Here is a 17,411-nt window from a genome sequence, read left to right on the forward strand (position 1 = left end):
TTTTTAATCCATTAATTCATGTAAATGATATTTAGCAAATTTCTTTGTAACTGGTGTGAATTTCCCCTTTTTTACACTTTTTACTAATTTTTTATAGAATTTTTTTGTTATCACTTTAGTGCCTTGTAAAAAACCTGGTACATCAAGTAATATTTTTTGATTTCTTTCTAAATATTCATCATAATCAACAATCTTAACCGTATTCTTTTGATCTTTAAAGAAAATATAGTCAATATAAGGAGGTAAAACAGATAAGTCGCCCTCTTTCCATTCACATGCAAAATAAGGTTTATTATCTTCGTCCTTTACAAATAAATATTTAGGAACAACAGTGTTTAAATCTTCATAATAATGAATTAATGAGTCCTGTTCATCAATATATCTTAAAATAGAGCTCAATTTTTCTTCTCTAACAAAGAAATAATCCTCTGCTTTTTCAGGATATTTTTCAATATATGCTTTTTTAACCATATTAAAGACTTTTAATATGCGCTCTAGATTAAAGTTTTGAACATCTTGAAACATTTCGGATAATACAAATAAATCAAATTTTTCGCATATTTTTTTTACAATTTGTAATACATCTTTTACAAAGTAAGTTGGACTAAAAATCGGAATTTCAACATGGAAATTAACCTCTAAATATTGAGGTGAAATTCGTTGAATGTTTGGAAATACACTTTTAGGTGTCATATAGAAGTTAGCTTCATAACCCAATTTTGGATGTGTATATTTGAAGGTAGCCAATTTATCTGTAAAATCGATTTCAAACGCATCATTTTCACTAAAGAAGTAAACCACTTCCTCTTTATCTATTGTGCGCGATTTTTCTTTAAAGAAATGTAATAGAAAATGGCTCATAAAATCCCCCTTACTTCTTATTTTAACATGAAATAATTACTCTTGGTACATTCTTTTGATTGCATCAAAGTCTGTACGATCAAATTTTAATGGTGTAATTGAGACATAACCTTGATTAAATGCTTCAATATCTGAATCATCATCTTCTTTATAATTAATCATTGAATATGAGAAATTATAAATGTTAGGTTTATCAGATTTTACATATTCAATATGTTGAATACGCATACCTAATTTAGTAATTTTAACACCTTGAACCTTTTTAAAAGATTTATGCGGGTAATTAATATTCAATACAAAAGCCTTTTTATAAACTTGACTTTCGATGATTTCATCTAAAATTTTCACAGTTTCATCATAAACATATTCTAAATTAATATCATGTGCTGAAAATGCTATTGCAGGTATTTGATTAATAGCTGCTTCATAAGCTGCTGCAACCGTACCTGAATAATGTACATCTGTTGCTAGATTAGGTCCATGATTAATTCCTGATAAAACCAAATCAAATTCTTGATCAAATACTTTTAATCCTGCTCTTAATGCATCAGCTGGAGTGCCTGTAACAACAACAGTACGTCTAGAACCATAAATAGGTGTTATTTCCTCAATTTCTATAGGTCCTTTAATGGTAATTGATGCAGACATTGCAGATTGTTGATATTTTGGAGCAGCAACATATACTTGTCCAAAATAACTTGCAGCTTTGACTAAAGTATTTAATCCCTCTTTTCCAATACCATCATCATTGACTATTAATATATTCATTTCAATCCCCCTATAACTTGTTGACAACGGTCACATAAATGATTTTCATTAACCTCTTCAAATACATTCCAGCAACGTTCACAAGTATGTCCGTTCATTTTTGAAACGGTTATATCTATCTTATCGCCTAATTTTATATTAACTTTTGATACAATTAAAATCTTGTGTAGTGATTTATCTATTTGAAGATATTTTAATGCTTCAAATATATTTTCTGGTATTACCAAATCAACTTGTGCTTCGAGTGATTTACCAATTAATTTTTGTGCTCTTGCTAATTCTAAATGACGATAAACGTCCTCTCTTAAATTTTCAAATAATTGGAATGCATCATGAATTTTTTGATCACGAATACCTGCTACATGTGGCATATTTTCTAAATAAATATCTTCAAATCTATGATTTGGTAAATGTTGATATGCTTCAGATGTTGTATGAGGCATTATTGGTGTAAGTAAACGCAATAAACCATATAAAATGTCAAAAATTGTTGATTGGATACTACGACGTTCAAAATCATTTTTATCATCACAGTATAAACTATCTTTAGTGTAATCTAAATAAAATGCTGATAAATCATTAACAACAAATGGCATTAATATTCGAGTAATTTCATGGAATTTATAGTTATCATATGCATTTAATATTTTTTCAGCAACCATATGATATTTATCAGTCATATAACGGTTCATTTGACCACGCATTGACCATCCGATATAATCCGTTTCATAATTAAAATCTGAAATAACACCTAACATAAAACGAACTGTATTTCTAATTTTTCGATAGTTTTCAGCTACTTGTTTCATTAAATCATTAGAAATACGAACATCTGCTTCATAATCAACAGAGGCAACCCATAAACGTAATACATCGGCACCTTGTTCACTCATGACCTTTAATGGATCTACAACGTTACCTAGTGATTTACTCATTTTACGTCCTTGTCCATCTAAAACGAACCCATGTGAAACAATCTCTTTATATGGTGCTACGCCATTAGTTGCAACACTACATGTTAAACTTGAATTAAACCAACCACGATATTGGTCTGAACCCTCTAAATACAAGTCTGCAGGATATGATAAACCACGACGTTTTAAGATATTATAAGATGTTCCTGAATCGAACCAAACATCCATAATATCCATTTCTTTTGTAAGTTTACCTTCAAGTTTATACCCTTTTGGTAATAAATCCTTAATTTCCCATTCATACCAAATATCAGAACCATGTTTTTCAAATAAATCAGCAAAATGATAAATTAAATTTGCATCAAGCACTGGCTCATCATCTTTATAAATAATTGGAATTGGAACACCCCAAGCTCTTTGACGTGAAATAACCCAGTCATCACGATCTTTTAACATGTTAGATAGGCGTAATTCTCCCCATGAAGTATGCCAATTAACTTCAGCAACAGCTTTTAATAAGTCTTCTTTGATCATATTAATAGATGCAAACCATTGTGGAGTTGCTCTAAAGATAACAGGTTTTTTTGTTCTCCAGTCATGTGGATATGAGTGTTTAATTGTAGATTCTTTTAATAAATGACCATTTGTTCGTAAATCTTCAATGATTTGTAAATTGGCTTTCTCATAGAATAAGCCTTCATATTGATAAGCTTCCTTTGTCATCATGCCACGTGCATCAACAGGTGATAATAATTCAAGATTATACTTACGTCCTACATTGTAGTCATCTTCCCCATGACCAGGAGCAGTATGAACTAACCCTGTACCATCTTCATCACTTACATGTTCTCCTAAAATAATCGGTGATACACGTTCAAATAATGGATGATGATATTGTTCAAATTCAAGTTCTTTGCCCTTAAATTCTTTAATGATTTTTACTTCTTCAAAATCTAAAATTTGTTTTAAATTTGACAATAAATTCTTACTTGCAATATATTTCTTACCGTTTGCTTCAAACCAAGCATATATAATATCAGGATGAGCACTTACGGCTAGGTTAGCAGGTAAAGTCCAAGGTGTTGTAGTCCAAACAAGTAATTGGGTGTCTTTAAATTTATCCGAAATCATATCAAATGCTACATATATAGATTTTGATTCTTTATCCATATATTCGATTTCAGCTTCAGCAAATGCTGATTCAGATGAAGGTGACCAATAAATAGGCTTTAATCCTTTATAAATTAATCCTCGTTCAACCATTTTACCAAACACTTTAACTTGGTCAGCGATGAAAGATTTATCTAAAGTTAAATATGGATGATCCCATTCACCTAAAATTCCAAGTCTCTTAAATTGTACTTTTTGCTTATTGACTTGCTCAATTGCAAATTCACGACAAATTTTTCTAAATTCAGCTCTTGATAGTGTTTTTCTATCAACACCTTTTTTAGTAACTTCATTTTCTATAGGTAAACCATGTGTATCCCAACCAGGAATGTATGGAACATAAAAACCAGCCATTGTTTTATATCTTAAAACAAAATCTTTTAAGGTTTTCTGGAACGCATGACCAATATGAATGTTACCATTAGCGTATGGAGGCCCATCATGTAATACAAATGGTGTATTATCTTTGTTTTTTTCTAAAACTTTTTTGTATAAATCAATTTCTTCCCATCTTTTTTGTATTAATGGTTCTCTTTGTCCTAAATTTGCACGCATTTCAAATTGCGTATTTGGCATAAGTAATGTATTTTTAAAATCCATATATGAACTCTCCTTTTGTGTCATGAAAATAAAAAAATCGTCCTTAAAAATCCTAAGGACGAATATAAATCCGTGGTACCACCTTAGTTCATAGTAAAAACTATGCACTCATTTATTCTTTATAATGCTCAGAGCTGATCAATAAACTGTGTTTGTTTGCAAGGCTTTCACCATCCCTTGCTCGCTATAAACCTTTACAGTTTATTACTGGTCTCATCATCGCATGATTTAATTTAAGTTTTCTTTTAACCAAGCTTCAATACTATTATCGGTATATAAATTTTTATCACCGAATAAGTAAGTTGTTTCATTAATTTCAACGATGTGACCTTCTATAGCAAATACTACACCACTAATGAATGAAATCACTTTATTAGCACTATCAACATGTAATTGATCAAAATTTAATATAAGTGGTGACCCTTCAATTAGTTTTCTAGCAAGTGATGTAATAAATTGATCATCGTCACGTTTTAGTTGTTCAAGAATTAATTTTTCTGAAGTTAATACTTGACTTTCTTTATTTTTATTCTTTTTTCGAAATAAGCCCATGTTAGATTACCCCTTTGAAAAGTGACCCAATTCTTAGAAAATCACTATGATACTTAATGGCAATCTCATAATCATCACTCATTCCCATTGAAACCATAGGTAATTGATATTTATGCTTTAATTCAACAAGCTTTGAGAAAATGTTTTCGGTTTCTGATAAATCATTATATTTACCCATTGCCATTAAACCGATTACTATTATTTTATCATAATTCTTTATTTCTTGAATCATTTGATTCAATTCTTCTTCAAAAATACCATGTTTTGATACATCACGTGATAAATTGAGTTCAATAAAACATTTCAAAGGTTCTTTTCGATATTTTTGAATCTCTTTTGCGAGCTTAATTGAATCTAATGCATGAAAGTATTCAATTTCATTAATCACTTGTTTTACTTTATTTCTTTGTAAGTGTCCTATTAAATGCCAAATAATATTTGTATCTTTTAGTTGATTTTTCTTATTAATTAAATCTTGTACATAGTTTTCACCAAAATGATTTATACCTAATTGATGAATTTTTATCATTTCATCAACAGTATAATATTTTGATGCACATATAATTTTATCTTTATATTCTAAAAAATTCATTTATACGTTGAATCTAAAGAGCATAACATCACCGTCTTGAACGATGTAATCTTTACCCTCTAAACGTACCTTCCCTTTTTCTTTTGCTGCTTGTTTTGAACCGGATTCTACCAAATCAACATAAGATACAGTTTCAGCACGAATGAAGCCTCTTTCAAAATCAGAATGGATAATTCCAGCACATTCTGGTGCCTTCATACCATCTTTAAATGTCCATGCTCTTGTCTCCATTGGACCACATGTAAAGTAAGTTTTTAATCCTAGTAATCGATAACCTTTTTTAATGATTGAGTCCAGTCCTGATTCAGTTAATCCATAACTATCTAAAAATATAGTTTGCTCTTCCGGATCTAGAGTTGATATTTCAAATTCAACTTGTGCAGATATAGGAACAACTTCAACATTTCTTTTCTCTGCTTCTTTACAAAGTGTTTGATAATGAATATTTGATTCAGGATTTTTTAAATCATTTTCTGATAAATTCGCAACAAACATCATTGGTTTTAATGAAAGTAAATTAAAACTTTTTATAACTTTTCTTTCTTCTTCGGTTAAATTAAGTGTTGAAGACGATTCATCTTTTTCAATCATTTCCTTAACTTTTTTTAGTGCTTGCTCTTCGACGATTGCTTCTTTAATGCCTGCTTTAACCTGTTTTTCTAAACGTGGTAATCTTTTATCTATAGATTCTAAATCTGCTAAACGTAATTCAGTTTCAATGATTTCCAAATCTCTTTTTGGATTAACTTTGCCTTCAACATGTGTAATATTTCCATCTTCAAAACAGCGAATGACATGTGCAATAGCATCAACTTGGCGAATATGACTTAAAAATTGATTCCCTAAACCTTCACCTTTTGAAGCTCCAGCAACTAATCCAGCAATATCAATGAACTCAATAGCTGTTGGAATGATTTTTTCTGAATTGAACATCTTAGCAAGAACTTCTAATCTTTCATCCTTAACATGTACGACACCAACATTTGGATCGATTGTTGCGAATGGGTAATTAGCCGCTAATACGCTTGATTTTGTGATTGCATTAAATAATGTTGATTTACCAACATTAGGTAAACCGACGATTCCTATACTTAACATTTACATGACTCCCGTTAAAAAAGGCGAAATCGCCTTTTATGATTTTTTCTTTAGCCAGTCAGGAATTTTTAAATTTTTCTTTTCCTGAACTATAGGTTCTTCATTTTTCTCAAATGATGTAATTGATACTTGCTCATTTGAAGTTTTCTTAAATATCTCGGTTGCTAAATTCTCAACAGTATTTTCTCTAGCACGTAATTCATAACCAGTTGCAATGATTGTTACAATCATTTCATCATCGAGATCGATATTGACTGTATGACCATAAATAATATTCAACTCGTTATCTGTTGCATTTCTAATTTCACCAATTGCATCGTTGATTTCAAACAAAGTGACTTGTTCACCAGTTGTAATATTAACAATCGCATCTGTAGCACCGTCAATAGATACTTCTAGGAGGCTTGAATGTATTGCTTTTCTAGCAGCTTGGATCGCTCTATTTTCACCGCTAGCCATACCAATACCCATTAATGCAGTCCCCTTGTTTTCCATAACTGTTCTAACATCTGCAAAGTCAACATTAATAATACCAGGGATTGTAATAATTTCTGCAATACCTTGTACACCTTGACGCAGTACTTTATCTGATTCTCTAAATGCTTCTAACAATTGCATATTTTCATCTGCAATCGTAAATAAACGTTCATTAGGAATAACAATTAAAGTATCAACATGTGGCTTTAATTCTTCTAATCCCATGATTGCATGTTGCATTCTTAAAGGACCTTCAAAATGGAAAGGTTTTGTAACAATTCCAATTGTTAAAATCCCCATTTCTTTAGCAATTTTAGCAACTACAGGCGCAGCACCAGTTCCGGTTCCACCTCCCATACCACAAGTGATAAAAACCATGTCAGTGTTTTGTAACAACTCACGAATATCTTCTTCGGACTCTAATGCAGCTTGTTTACCAATTTCTGGTTTCGCACCTGCTCCTAAACCTCGTGTTAATTTTCTTCCAAGTTGAAGTCTTTCTTCAGCTTTAGAAACCTTTAGCACTTGAGCATCAGTGTTCATTGCTACATAAGTAACACCTTTGACATCATTTTCAATCATTCGGTTAATGGCACTATTTCCACCACCACCGACACCGATGACTTTTATCACTGGTTTTTGATTATATTCATCTGAAAGTCCAAAAACCATGATACCCCTCCTATCATATCCATTGTATACTATTTTAGCTAAAAAATAAAGACTTAATACTCGTGTTTTGGATAATTCGTTTTACGATAAAATTCTTCTTTAAAATCTAAAAGTCTATCTTCTTTTATAGCTTTTCTAATTTCACTCATAAGATGTTTTAAATATGCGAGATTTTGAATTGTCAGAATTCTTTGACCCAACATTTCTTCTGCTTTAAATAGATGTCTTATATAACTTTTTGAATATTTTGAAATCAATGTTTCTAAATTTGGATCTAATGGTGTTAAATCAAATTCATATTGTTTATTTTTAATTTGAATTTTACCTAAAGTTGTAAGTGCTGTACCATGTCGTGCGTTACGTGTAGGTAAAACACAGTCAAACATATCCACGCCGTTGATCACATTTTCAATTAAATCTTCTGGTGCTCCAACCCCCATAAGATATCTTGGTTTATCTTTTGGTAATATGTTATTTAAAAAACGTGTCATATCATACATTTCTTCTTTTGTTTCACCAACTGATAATCCACCAATTGAGTATCCTGGGAAATCAATTTCAACTAACGCTTTGACAGCTTTTTCTCTTAAATCTTTATTTAAACCACCCTGAACAATACCGAAAAGTGCTTGGTCTGTTGTTAAAGCATTTTTCCCACGTTTAGCCCATCGAATTGTTCTTTCTAAAGATTGTTTTTGATAATCATAGGATTCATATGGTGGTGGACACTCATCAAATGACATAATAATATCGGCACCAATTGTTTCTTGAATGCGAATAGAATCCTCCGGAGACATAAATAATTGCTCTCCACTCTTATGATGTCTAAAATAGACACCTTCTTCTGTAATTTTTCTTATTTTTGATAAAGAAAAAACTTGGAAACCACCACTATCAGTAAGTAATGCTCCATCCCATTTCATAAATTTTTTAACATTTCCATGTGTTTTAATAACTGCTTCACCTGGTTGTAACCAAAGATGGTATGTATTTGCTAAAATTAATCCTTCAGAAATTTCTTTGACTTCTTCTGGTGTTAAAGATTTAACCGTAGCTTGTGTACCTACGGGCATAAACATTGGTGTTTCAAATACACCACTTGGAGTTGTTAAACGGCCAAGTCTTGCACCACTTTGTTTACAAATGTGTAGTATTTCATATTTAATCAAGAATATTCACCTTCCGTCTTGCAATTATATCATAAAATGTTAAAATTATATCGTTGTAAAAAGCGGTATCCTAGGATTAACCCGCTCTAAAAAAACAAGGAGATGAAAAAATGAATAAAATTACAATCCGCGATATAGCGACTCAAGCTATTATTGCAAGCATTTATGTTATTTTGGTTTTATTATTACCTTGGATATCATTTAGTGCTAGCATTCAAGCAAGAATCGCTGAAGTTTTATTGGTTTTAGTGTTTTTCTCAAAGAAAAATGCGATTGGTATCATCATTGGGACTTTCATTGCTAATTTATCAAGTCCTTATGGTATTATTGATGCAATATCAGGTACTACAGCAACATTAATTGTGTGTATCATCTTAATGTATACAAAAAAGATATGGATTATTACACTATTAATATTCCCACCAATAATTAATGGAATTATCGTTGCAGGTATGGATGCATATTTCACATCTACAATGGAAAATTTCTTTATATTTAGTTTATATGTTGCATTAGGTGAACTTATTGTTGTTGCATTATTAGGTATACCATTTAAACTCATGATTGAACGCATACCAACAATTAAAGAATATCTAAAATAAAAAATAGTTCTCATACAGAGAACTATTTTTTAACTTTATGATATATTTTTTTATGAACTGTTGATAAAGGTTTTTGATTAATATCTAAAACTAATTCGTAATCTTTTGGTACTTCTTTGACATAACCTTCATAAACATGAATATGCCATATAAGATGTGTAAAAACATGTTTAACATAACCTTTATATTCAGTATGTAGAATGTCAATACCTTGTGCACTAAGCTCATTTATTGCAGATTCTAAACTTTCCCCTTCAATTTCTATAAATTGATACATATTTTCTAGTAATTTATCTTTTCTTTTTTTCATTATAATGCAATCATCAAAATGTACGACAAATGAAAAAATTATAATTTCCTTTTTCTTATTTAAAGGACTTAAAAATGGATATTTTTCTTGTTCACTATTCAAATTAGCATAACAAAATTCATTTAATGGACAGTTTAAACAGTCTGGTTTTTTTGGTTTACATACAGTTGCTCCTAGTTCCATTAAAGATTGAGTATATGTATAAGGATCATTAGATTTTTCTATTAAAGATTGATTTTTTTGATTGAGTTTCTTTTTATTTTTATCTAATCTAAAATCATCATCTAAACCATAAAAACGCGATAACACACGAATAACATTACCATCTGTTGCTGCATGTGCTTTATTAAATGCAATTGAACTTATAGCTCCTGCTGTATATAATCCAATACCTGGAATTTTAATAATATCTTCATAGTCATCTGGAAACACACCATTAAAATTATCAACAATATATTTAGCACCTTTTTTTAATGCTTGAAATCTTTTATAGTATCCTATACCTTGAACACTATGCAAAATATCATCAATTGATGCTTCATTTAATGATTCAATTGTTGGAAATTTTATTAAAAAATCTTCATAATATTTTAGTACTGTGTCAACTTGCGTTTGTTGAAGCATAATTTCACTGACCCATATATAGTAAGGATTTATTGTTTTACGCCACGGAAGATTCCTTTTATTCTCATGATACCAATTGAAAAGTCTTAAAAAATCCATAATTCATTCTCCATAGTGTTTATTTTACCAAAATTCATTTTATATGGCGTAAAATGACTTTTAGATTACACTTAGAAAGGTTTTTATATGAAAGAATTAATTTTAAGTCGTCGTTCAATAAGAAAATACACAAATTATAAAATACCTAGAGATGAATTAGTAGAAATCATTGAGCTTGCTCAAAGAGCTCCATCTAGTAGAAACTTACAACCTTGGAGATTATTTGTTATCGAATCTGATGAAGCAAAAGAAAAGTTAAGAAAATCTATGACATTAAATCTTTTACAATTAGAAACTTCTTCTCATCTAATATTAGTAACTGTTGATCCAGATAAGTATCAATGGAGTGAAAAAATTTTCACGAAAGCATATCAAGAAGGTGTTATGCCTAAAGAAGTGATGGAAAAACAAATTCAAATGTCTAAAGATACAAAATATGATCCTAAAGATCCAAACTATATCAATACACTTTTCTTAGATGCTGGTTTATTTGCATTAAACTTCATGTATGCAGCAAAAATTTATGGATATGATACATGTCCAATTGCTGGTTTTAACAAATCAACTGTTAATGATAATTTAGGTATTCCAAAAAATTTAATTCCTACATTACTTATTTCTATCGGTAAGGCTGATGAAGAAGGTTATTCATCAATACGATTATCTTCAGATGAAACAACAAAATGGTTATAAAAAAACACCAAATGACAAAATTTGGTGTTTTTTCTTTTTACATATCGTATGTTGAAATAATTTGTGCAGGTGTTTTTCTTAATAACATGCTCATTGGCAAAGTACCAATAATTAAATTCGAACCATAAACTAACACTAAACTAATCATAAAAGTTATATAATCTGCTTTCATATCTACTAATCCGCTTAAGGGTGTTGAAGTTAATAAATCAAATATAAAATGTGTTACGACTAACCCAACAAAACTTGATACTGTCGTTAATAATAAAACTTCAACGCTGAATGATGCAATTAAATCAATTTTTCTAACACCTAATGCACGATAGACTGCAACTTCATATATACGAGATATCATGCTAGAACGCATAACAAAGTAGAATGATAATAGTGCACCTGCTACGAAAATACCAACACTTGTTATAGTTGTTACAAATGATTTATTTTTTTCGTTTTCTAATTGTTTATATGCTTCACGACTGGATAAATCAACATCATAATTCTTTATCCTTAATTGTTCGATAACATGATTTGGATCTAATTTTGTATATAGTAATACTTCATGATTGTTATTATTTAATGTTGAAAGGTTATATTCATCTATGTTATTAATAGATGGAACTGATTCAACAAAAGTTAATAATCCTTCATAATTGTAAAAATATATTGCAGGATATGTATGATAAGTTACACCAACAACTTCAAAAATATTTAAATCTTCTATTGGTGCAAAATAACTATTAATCATCTTTTCACCGATAATATCATGATAACTCCATATACCAATCTGTTGAAAATTATCTACTTGAATATTTTTTTGTTCGATTAAACCTCTTGAAACTACAATTTGTAATTTCTTTGTAGGTTTATTACCATGGATGACATCGCTATCTGATAATTGTTCAATAAATTCTAATGATGGTTTAGTTTCAATAGATAATGTTTTATTTGCACCCAAATAAATACTCGCAGCAAAAGGATAATTTACGGCTTTGAAAATATAATCTCCATTCGTTATGTCATCAACATCTTCAATTAATTTATTAATATCAGTTGTAGTTGTTGCATTTTTATAAACAACGATATAGTTTTGGTCTCTGCTTATGTAATTATCAATTGTACGCTGATAAATAGAATATATATTAATAACACTGATGGTTATTAATGCCCCTGATATTAAAAAAATTGTTAGCATCAATTTACCTTTGCGTCCAAAACTTAAAAATCTTCTAAATGCTATCCAAAATGAAGTCATAAATGAGATTGATAATCCGCGTTTTCTTTCAAGTTTACTATGATCTAAAATTGATTCATCAAAACTTGTTTCAAGTAATTCGTTTCTTGTTTTTTTCTTATAGTGTTCATTTTTAATTTCTACGTTTGAATTTTGATCAATTAATCTTAATTTTTGTAGTTTTGAATCTACCTTTATATATATTGTACCGTTCTTAAGAATCAGTTTAACATCCATATCTGGATATTCATCATCTTTATAAACTTCAATATTTACACCGTTATTATTCAACTTAGTTGTTTGATTTAAATCTTTTAAATATATAACACTTTCTTGTCCATAATTATGACTTAAAGCATGATCATTTAATCTATCATCAATAACTTTCCCATCTTTAAGTTCAATAATTCTATCTCCATAAAATTCAGCCAATTCTTTTTCATGAGTAACTAAAACAACAAGTTTATTTATTGAGATAGATTTAATAATATTCATAATTTCAAGCGTATTTTTACTATCTAAATTACCTGTTGGTTCATCAGCTATGATAATTTTTGGATTTTTAACTAATGCTCTGGCAATCGCTACTCTTTGTTGTTGACCACCAGATAGTTGGCTTGCTTTTTTCTTTCTAAAACGAAACATGCCAACTTGTTTTAAGATGTATTCAACACGAGTTTTTATTTCTTCTTCATCATGAATACCCATCATTTTAAGAACAAATGCAACATTATCAAAAACTGAAATTTGATTCATTAAATAATAGTTTTGAAAGATATAACCGATTTCTTCAGTTCTTAATTTATCCCAAACTCTCGCACGATATTTTGAGATTTTATGATTAAGAATATCAATTTCGCCTTTATCAACTTTATCTAATCCACCAATTACATTAAGCAGAGTTGTTTTACCGCTACCTGAAGGACCTAATAAAACTACTAACCCTTTTTCAGGAAAATCAATAGAAATATCATTGATTACATGAATACGATTTGATTTATGTTTATTAAAATGTTTATCAAGATTTTTAATTGTAATCATGACATTTCCTCCTTACTTTCCGTAATGTTTTCTATAATTGATAATTTGAATGTTTTCTTATTGAATTTTTGGGCTAATCTAGTAGATAAATAAGTGAAAGTAATAAATAAAATAATATAATCGATATATGTCAATGTCCTAATCATTGTATTGATATTAAAATTATAAATTGAAATAATTTGAGTTAGAATTACTGATGCAATAAACGCCATATTCATCATGAAAAATTGTTCAAATATTACAACCCATCCTAATTGTTTTTGAGTTGCCCCTATTGTTCTAAAAATAGCAAAATCTTTCTTTCGAGCGTGCATAATATTCTTAGTAACACTGTATAGAATAAAGTATAAGAATACTCCAATCACTAAAACAATGATATAGAAAAATAAACGGAATAGGAAAATTAGAGGTGCAACCAAAGAAGAAAGTGCGCTATCTTCTAATTTTGGACTTATAATGCGATAAATACTACGATCAATTTGATTATAAATTCTTTGTAATTCTATCTTTGACGTTGTTTGGATCATAAATGAATTACCATAATCTAAATTTTCATATGTATTATGATTTATATAGATTGCTTGACGATAATTATCTTTAAATATTCCTGTAACAATTAACTCCATAGGTGCAAATTCAGCATCCATATACAATACTTCAACATTGTTAATATCATCAGGATTCATACCATAATGCAGAGGATCAAATGGATAAATAATATTATAATCAATAAACTCTACACCATAATTCGTATAAACGTAATAATTTAAAACTTGATTTGATCCGATATTTACACCAGGTATGCTCCAATAATCGCCGTTCCTAACAAGATAAGAACTATAAATATCAGCAACTCTTTGATTAACTTTTACTTTATCACCAATTTTTAAATCCATACCTTCAGAAACTAAAATATCGTATGGATTTACTGGCATATTACCTTCAACAAATTGCACTCGATTGCCAACAGCAAAGGTTGTATCGATCATGATATCATATAAAACATAATTAGATTCATTTTGAAGTATAAGATTTTTATTCTCATCAATATTTAAAATATTTTTATAAACATAATGATCACCATTTAAACTATCAAAGTATGCATAATCTGTTGCAGTTAAATCTTTACCATCTTTTCTTGTTACATACATTCTTTGATCGGACATAAATTGCGTGTTAAAATCAAACAATGAACTATCATTACCACCCATTGAAAAACTGAAATTAATATTTTCTGCAGTTTGCATCATACTAATATAAGTTAATATAAAAACAGTTATTATTGTTATTTGTAATAATGTGAAAAATATAAGTCTTTTTGGCATTGATAATATATTTCTTAATGCAAATCGCATTAAAGTAAAATAAGAAGTTTTTGCTGTATCGATTTCTTTAACTTCTGTTTCTTCTTTTTTAACTAAAACTTTATCTTCTATAACCTCACCATCATGTAACTTAATTAGTCTAGTTCCAGTTGATTTTGCAATTAATGGATCATGAGTTACTAAAACAACTAATCGATCGCTCGATACTTCTTTCAGCAATTTAATAATTTGATCACTTGATTCAGAATCTAAGTTACCAGTTGGTTCATCAGCAATAATGATCGGTGTATCTTTTGCAAGTGCACGTGCGATTGCAACTCTTTGTTTCTGTCCACCTGAAAGTTTAGCAGCTTTATGATTTTTATGTGATAAAAGCCCTACTTTTTCAATGAGTTCTAAAGCACGTTTTTTTCTTAATTTTTTTGGATAATTTTGAATCTCCAAAGCTAAAATGACATTCTCATAAACAGTATATGAATCAATAATATTGTAGTTTTGAAAAATAAATCCAACATATTTAGAACGATAGTTTTCCCAATCTTTAGCAGTAAAGTGTGATGTTTCTTCACCTAAAATGTACATTTCTCCATCTTCATAAGTATCAATACCAGAAATAACATTTAGTAATGTTGATTTACCACTACCAGATTCCCCTGTTACAACAATAAACTCATTATTGTGAAATTCAAGAGAAATATTTTTCATTCCGACAGAAACGCCTTCACCGGATTTATAATATTTTGATACATTTTCTAGTTTAATAAGTGACATTTGCCATTCCCCTTAACAATTCTTTTAAATCTTTGACATTATGAACATATATTGCTGCATTTAATTTCTTGAGTTCATCATAACTACGAAAACCATATGTAACAATAATTGATTGCATATATGCATTTTTAGCTGTTAAATAGTCAACTTCTGTATCCCCTATATAAATTGATTCATTAATTTTTATTCCTAATCTTTCAATTGCTTTAATGAGCATTGCTTTATCTGGTTTTTTAGGAATACCATTTGATTCTCCAATAACAACATCAAAAACATTTGGGAAATGATATTCTATAACTTCATTTAAAGCTTTCTGATGTTTGTTTGATACAACACCTAGTTTATAAAATGGTTTGATTTCACTTAAAAGTTCCATTATATCATCGTAAGGTCTAGTTAAAATATTTGCATTTTTTTCATAATGAGAAATATATTCTTTATATATCACATCGCGATTTTCTATATTACCTTTAAGTGCTTTATCGACTAAAACACCTGCACCATAACCTAAAAAGGATTTAGTCTCATTTAAAGTAATAGGATTTATATGATGTTTGATTAATACTTGATTAAGAGCATTTTGAATATCTTTAGTTGTATCAAGTAACGTTCCATCTAGATCAAAAATTATAGCTTTAATCATTTTTTTTACCTTTTTCTTTTTTTATTACATATATTTTAACACAAAAGACTAACATAAAAAAAACGAACCCTAAAGTTCGTTTTAAAAAAATCGCTTAAGAACAAAACATGCAATCCAAGTTGCTCCAAATACGATGACTAAAGTAAGTGCTAAATCTTTTGTTGCTTGAGCATCTGTTGTTGTTATAAAAGTTAAATCATAATAATTATCTATGTTAAAATCATTAGGTGCTACTTCTTCAAAGTTTTCATTCGGAGGAAAATCTGTTTCTAAATAATAAGAAATCTCAAGTAGCTCTGTTTTAACAGATAATGCCGTTTTTGATACATCTTTTTTAATGTATAATCCCGTAATATTGATTTCAATTAATGGGTTACTGTCTTCGTATTTTTCTTCAACTTTATGAATTTCAGTTTGAATATATTGAAGTGCATAACCATATCCTAAATACAAAGCCGAACCAATTAATGCAAGAAAACTTAATAGTCCAATTAGTTTAAACAATAGTTTCAAAAATTTATCCCCCTTTATTTTATGGGTACATTATAATTTATATTTTTATAAAACATATAAATTTTACATTTTTATAAATCTGGATGATCATGAAGCACATCTAAAAATATTTCAACCAATGCAGGATCAAATTGAGTTCCTGAAGCTTTCATTATTTCATGTATTGCTTCATCTTTGGTGAATGCCTTTCGATATGGTCTATTAGAAGTCATTGCATCATAAGCGTCGGCAATTGCTACAATTCTAGCTCTTAATGGTATTTAATCTCCTTTTAGTCCTTGGGGATATCCTTTACCATCATAACGCTCATGATGTGAAAGAATATCATAAGCAATTTCTTGATATTCAGGAGATGTTGAAATAATTCGATATCCTATTTCAGGATGTCGTTTTATAATTGACCATTCTTCATCTGTTAATTTACCAGGTTTATTAAGAATTGCTTCATCAATTGTAGGAATGAAACCAAAAAAAGCACCAGATACACTGAAGATAATACTTCTTGTATCAATAATAATGCCTTCTTGAACTTGATATGGGAACATCATTAAAAAGATTGATGCTAGTCCAATAATAATACCTGCAATGCTTTGATGAATTTTATTACTGTTTCTAAATTTGTAACTTGTTATCGTATAAATTGAAACTAAAAGAAACAATAACATCGCATTGTTCATAATCCCTAA

General features: G+C 29.2%; 15 protein-coding genes and 1 pseudogene. 2 read left to right on the top strand and 14 right to left on the bottom strand.

Features of this window, described 5'->3' with window-relative positions; genetic code table 11:
• Positions 1-3: 3 nt before the first annotated feature.
• The 8 genes from T434_RS0101020 to tgt all read right to left on the bottom strand — a co-directional run bounded on the left by T434_RS0101020 (position 4) and on the right by tgt (position 8,879).
• The gene (locus T434_RS0101020) at positions 4-861 is read right to left on the bottom strand and encodes a hypothetical protein (RefSeq protein WP_026399527.1); all 858 of its coding nucleotides are present in this window, start codon (positions 859-861) and stop codon (positions 4-6) included.
• 36 nt (positions 862-897) lie between these two features.
• Positions 898-1,629, bottom strand: a complete 732-nt coding sequence (gene surE, locus T434_RS0101025; protein WP_026399528.1) for a 5'/3'-nucleotidase SurE — start codon at positions 1,627-1,629, stop codon at positions 898-900.
• Positions 1,626-4,313, bottom strand: a complete 2,688-nt coding sequence (gene ileS / locus T434_RS0101030) for an isoleucine--tRNA ligase (protein WP_162150578.1) — start codon at positions 4,311-4,313, stop codon at positions 1,626-1,628. Before ileS ends, surE begins: the two co-directional genes overlap by 4 nt.
• Before the next feature lie 228 nt (positions 4,314-4,541).
• Entirely contained in the window at positions 4,542-4,865 is a 324-nt protein-coding gene (sepF, locus tag T434_RS0101035) for a cell division protein SepF (protein ID WP_026399530.1), read from the bottom strand.
• A 1-nt stretch (position 4,866) separates the two neighbouring features.
• Positions 4,867-5,457 carry a YggS family pyridoxal phosphate-dependent enzyme gene (locus tag T434_RS06350; RefSeq protein WP_051614277.1) on the bottom strand — a complete coding sequence of 197 codons (591 nt, stop codon included), beginning with the start codon at positions 5,455-5,457 and terminating at the stop codon, positions 4,867-4,869.
• Positions 5,458-6,555: a redox-regulated ATPase YchF gene (gene ychF, locus T434_RS0101045; RefSeq protein WP_026399531.1), complete on the bottom strand. Its 1,098-nt coding sequence runs from the start codon at positions 6,553-6,555 to the stop codon at positions 5,458-5,460.
• 36 nt (positions 6,556-6,591) lie between these two features.
• A complete protein-coding gene (ftsZ, locus tag T434_RS0101050; protein WP_425393896.1) occupies positions 6,592-7,707 on the bottom strand; it encodes a cell division protein FtsZ in 1,116 nt (371 codons plus the stop codon).
• A 50-nt stretch (positions 7,708-7,757) separates the two neighbouring features.
• Positions 7,758-8,879, bottom strand: coding sequence for a tRNA guanosine(34) transglycosylase Tgt (gene tgt / locus T434_RS0101055; RefSeq protein ID WP_035358006.1), 1,122 nt, complete (start codon positions 8,877-8,879; stop codon positions 7,758-7,760).
• A 104-nt stretch (positions 8,880-8,983) separates the two neighbouring features.
• Here tgt and T434_RS0101060 point away from each other — a divergent pair, with 104 nt between their 5' ends.
• The gene (locus tag T434_RS0101060) at positions 8,984-9,475 is read left to right on the top strand and encodes a QueT transporter family protein (protein ID WP_026399534.1); all 492 of its coding nucleotides are present in this window, start codon (positions 8,984-8,986) and stop codon (positions 9,473-9,475) included.
• A gap of 22 nt (positions 9,476-9,497) precedes the next feature.
• On the opposite strand, the gene mutY is transcribed toward T434_RS0101060, so the two are convergent.
• A complete protein-coding gene (gene mutY, locus T434_RS0101065; RefSeq protein ID WP_035357899.1) occupies positions 9,498-10,508 on the bottom strand; it encodes an A/G-specific adenine glycosylase in 1,011 nt (336 codons plus the stop codon).
• 87 nt (positions 10,509-10,595) lie between these two features.
• On the opposite strand from mutY, the gene T434_RS0101070 reads away from it, so the two are divergent.
• Entirely contained in the window at positions 10,596-11,201 is a 606-nt protein-coding gene (locus T434_RS0101070) for a nitroreductase family protein (protein ID WP_026399536.1), read from the top strand.
• Between the two features lie 37 nt (positions 11,202-11,238).
• Here the strand turns inward: T434_RS0101070 and T434_RS07350 are convergent, their stop codons facing one another.
• The 5 genes and pseudogenes from T434_RS07350 to T434_RS07360 all read right to left on the bottom strand — a co-directional run bounded on the left by T434_RS07350 (position 11,239) and on the right by T434_RS07360 (position 17,402).
• Positions 11,239-13,473, bottom strand: coding sequence for an ABC transporter ATP-binding protein/permease (locus tag T434_RS07350; protein WP_051614278.1), 2,235 nt, complete (start codon positions 13,471-13,473; stop codon positions 11,239-11,241).
• Positions 13,470-15,569, bottom strand: a complete 2,100-nt coding sequence (locus tag T434_RS07355; RefSeq protein ID WP_162150579.1) for an ABC transporter ATP-binding protein/permease — start codon at positions 15,567-15,569, stop codon at positions 13,470-13,472. Before T434_RS07355 ends, T434_RS07350 begins: the two co-directional genes overlap by 4 nt.
• The gene (locus tag T434_RS06365) at positions 15,556-16,212 is read right to left on the bottom strand and encodes an HAD family hydrolase (protein WP_051614279.1); all 657 of its coding nucleotides are present in this window, start codon (positions 16,210-16,212) and stop codon (positions 15,556-15,558) included. The genes T434_RS07355 and T434_RS06365 overlap by 14 nt, the downstream gene beginning before the upstream one ends.
• Positions 16,213-16,293: 81 nt before the next feature.
• Complete coding sequence (locus tag T434_RS0101090; RefSeq protein WP_026399538.1) at positions 16,294-16,725, bottom strand: hypothetical protein; 432 nt, start codon at positions 16,723-16,725, stop codon at positions 16,294-16,296.
• A 71-nt stretch (positions 16,726-16,796) separates the two neighbouring features.
• A pseudogene (locus T434_RS07360) lies at positions 16,797-17,402 on the bottom strand (HD-GYP domain-containing protein).
• Positions 17,403-17,411: the final 9 nt, after the last annotated feature.

Origin of the sequence: Acholeplasma equifetale ATCC 29724, assembly GCF_000687735.1 — a bacterium.
GTDB lineage: Bacteria > Bacillota_I > Bacilli_A > Acholeplasmatales > Acholeplasmataceae > Acholeplasma > Acholeplasma equifetale.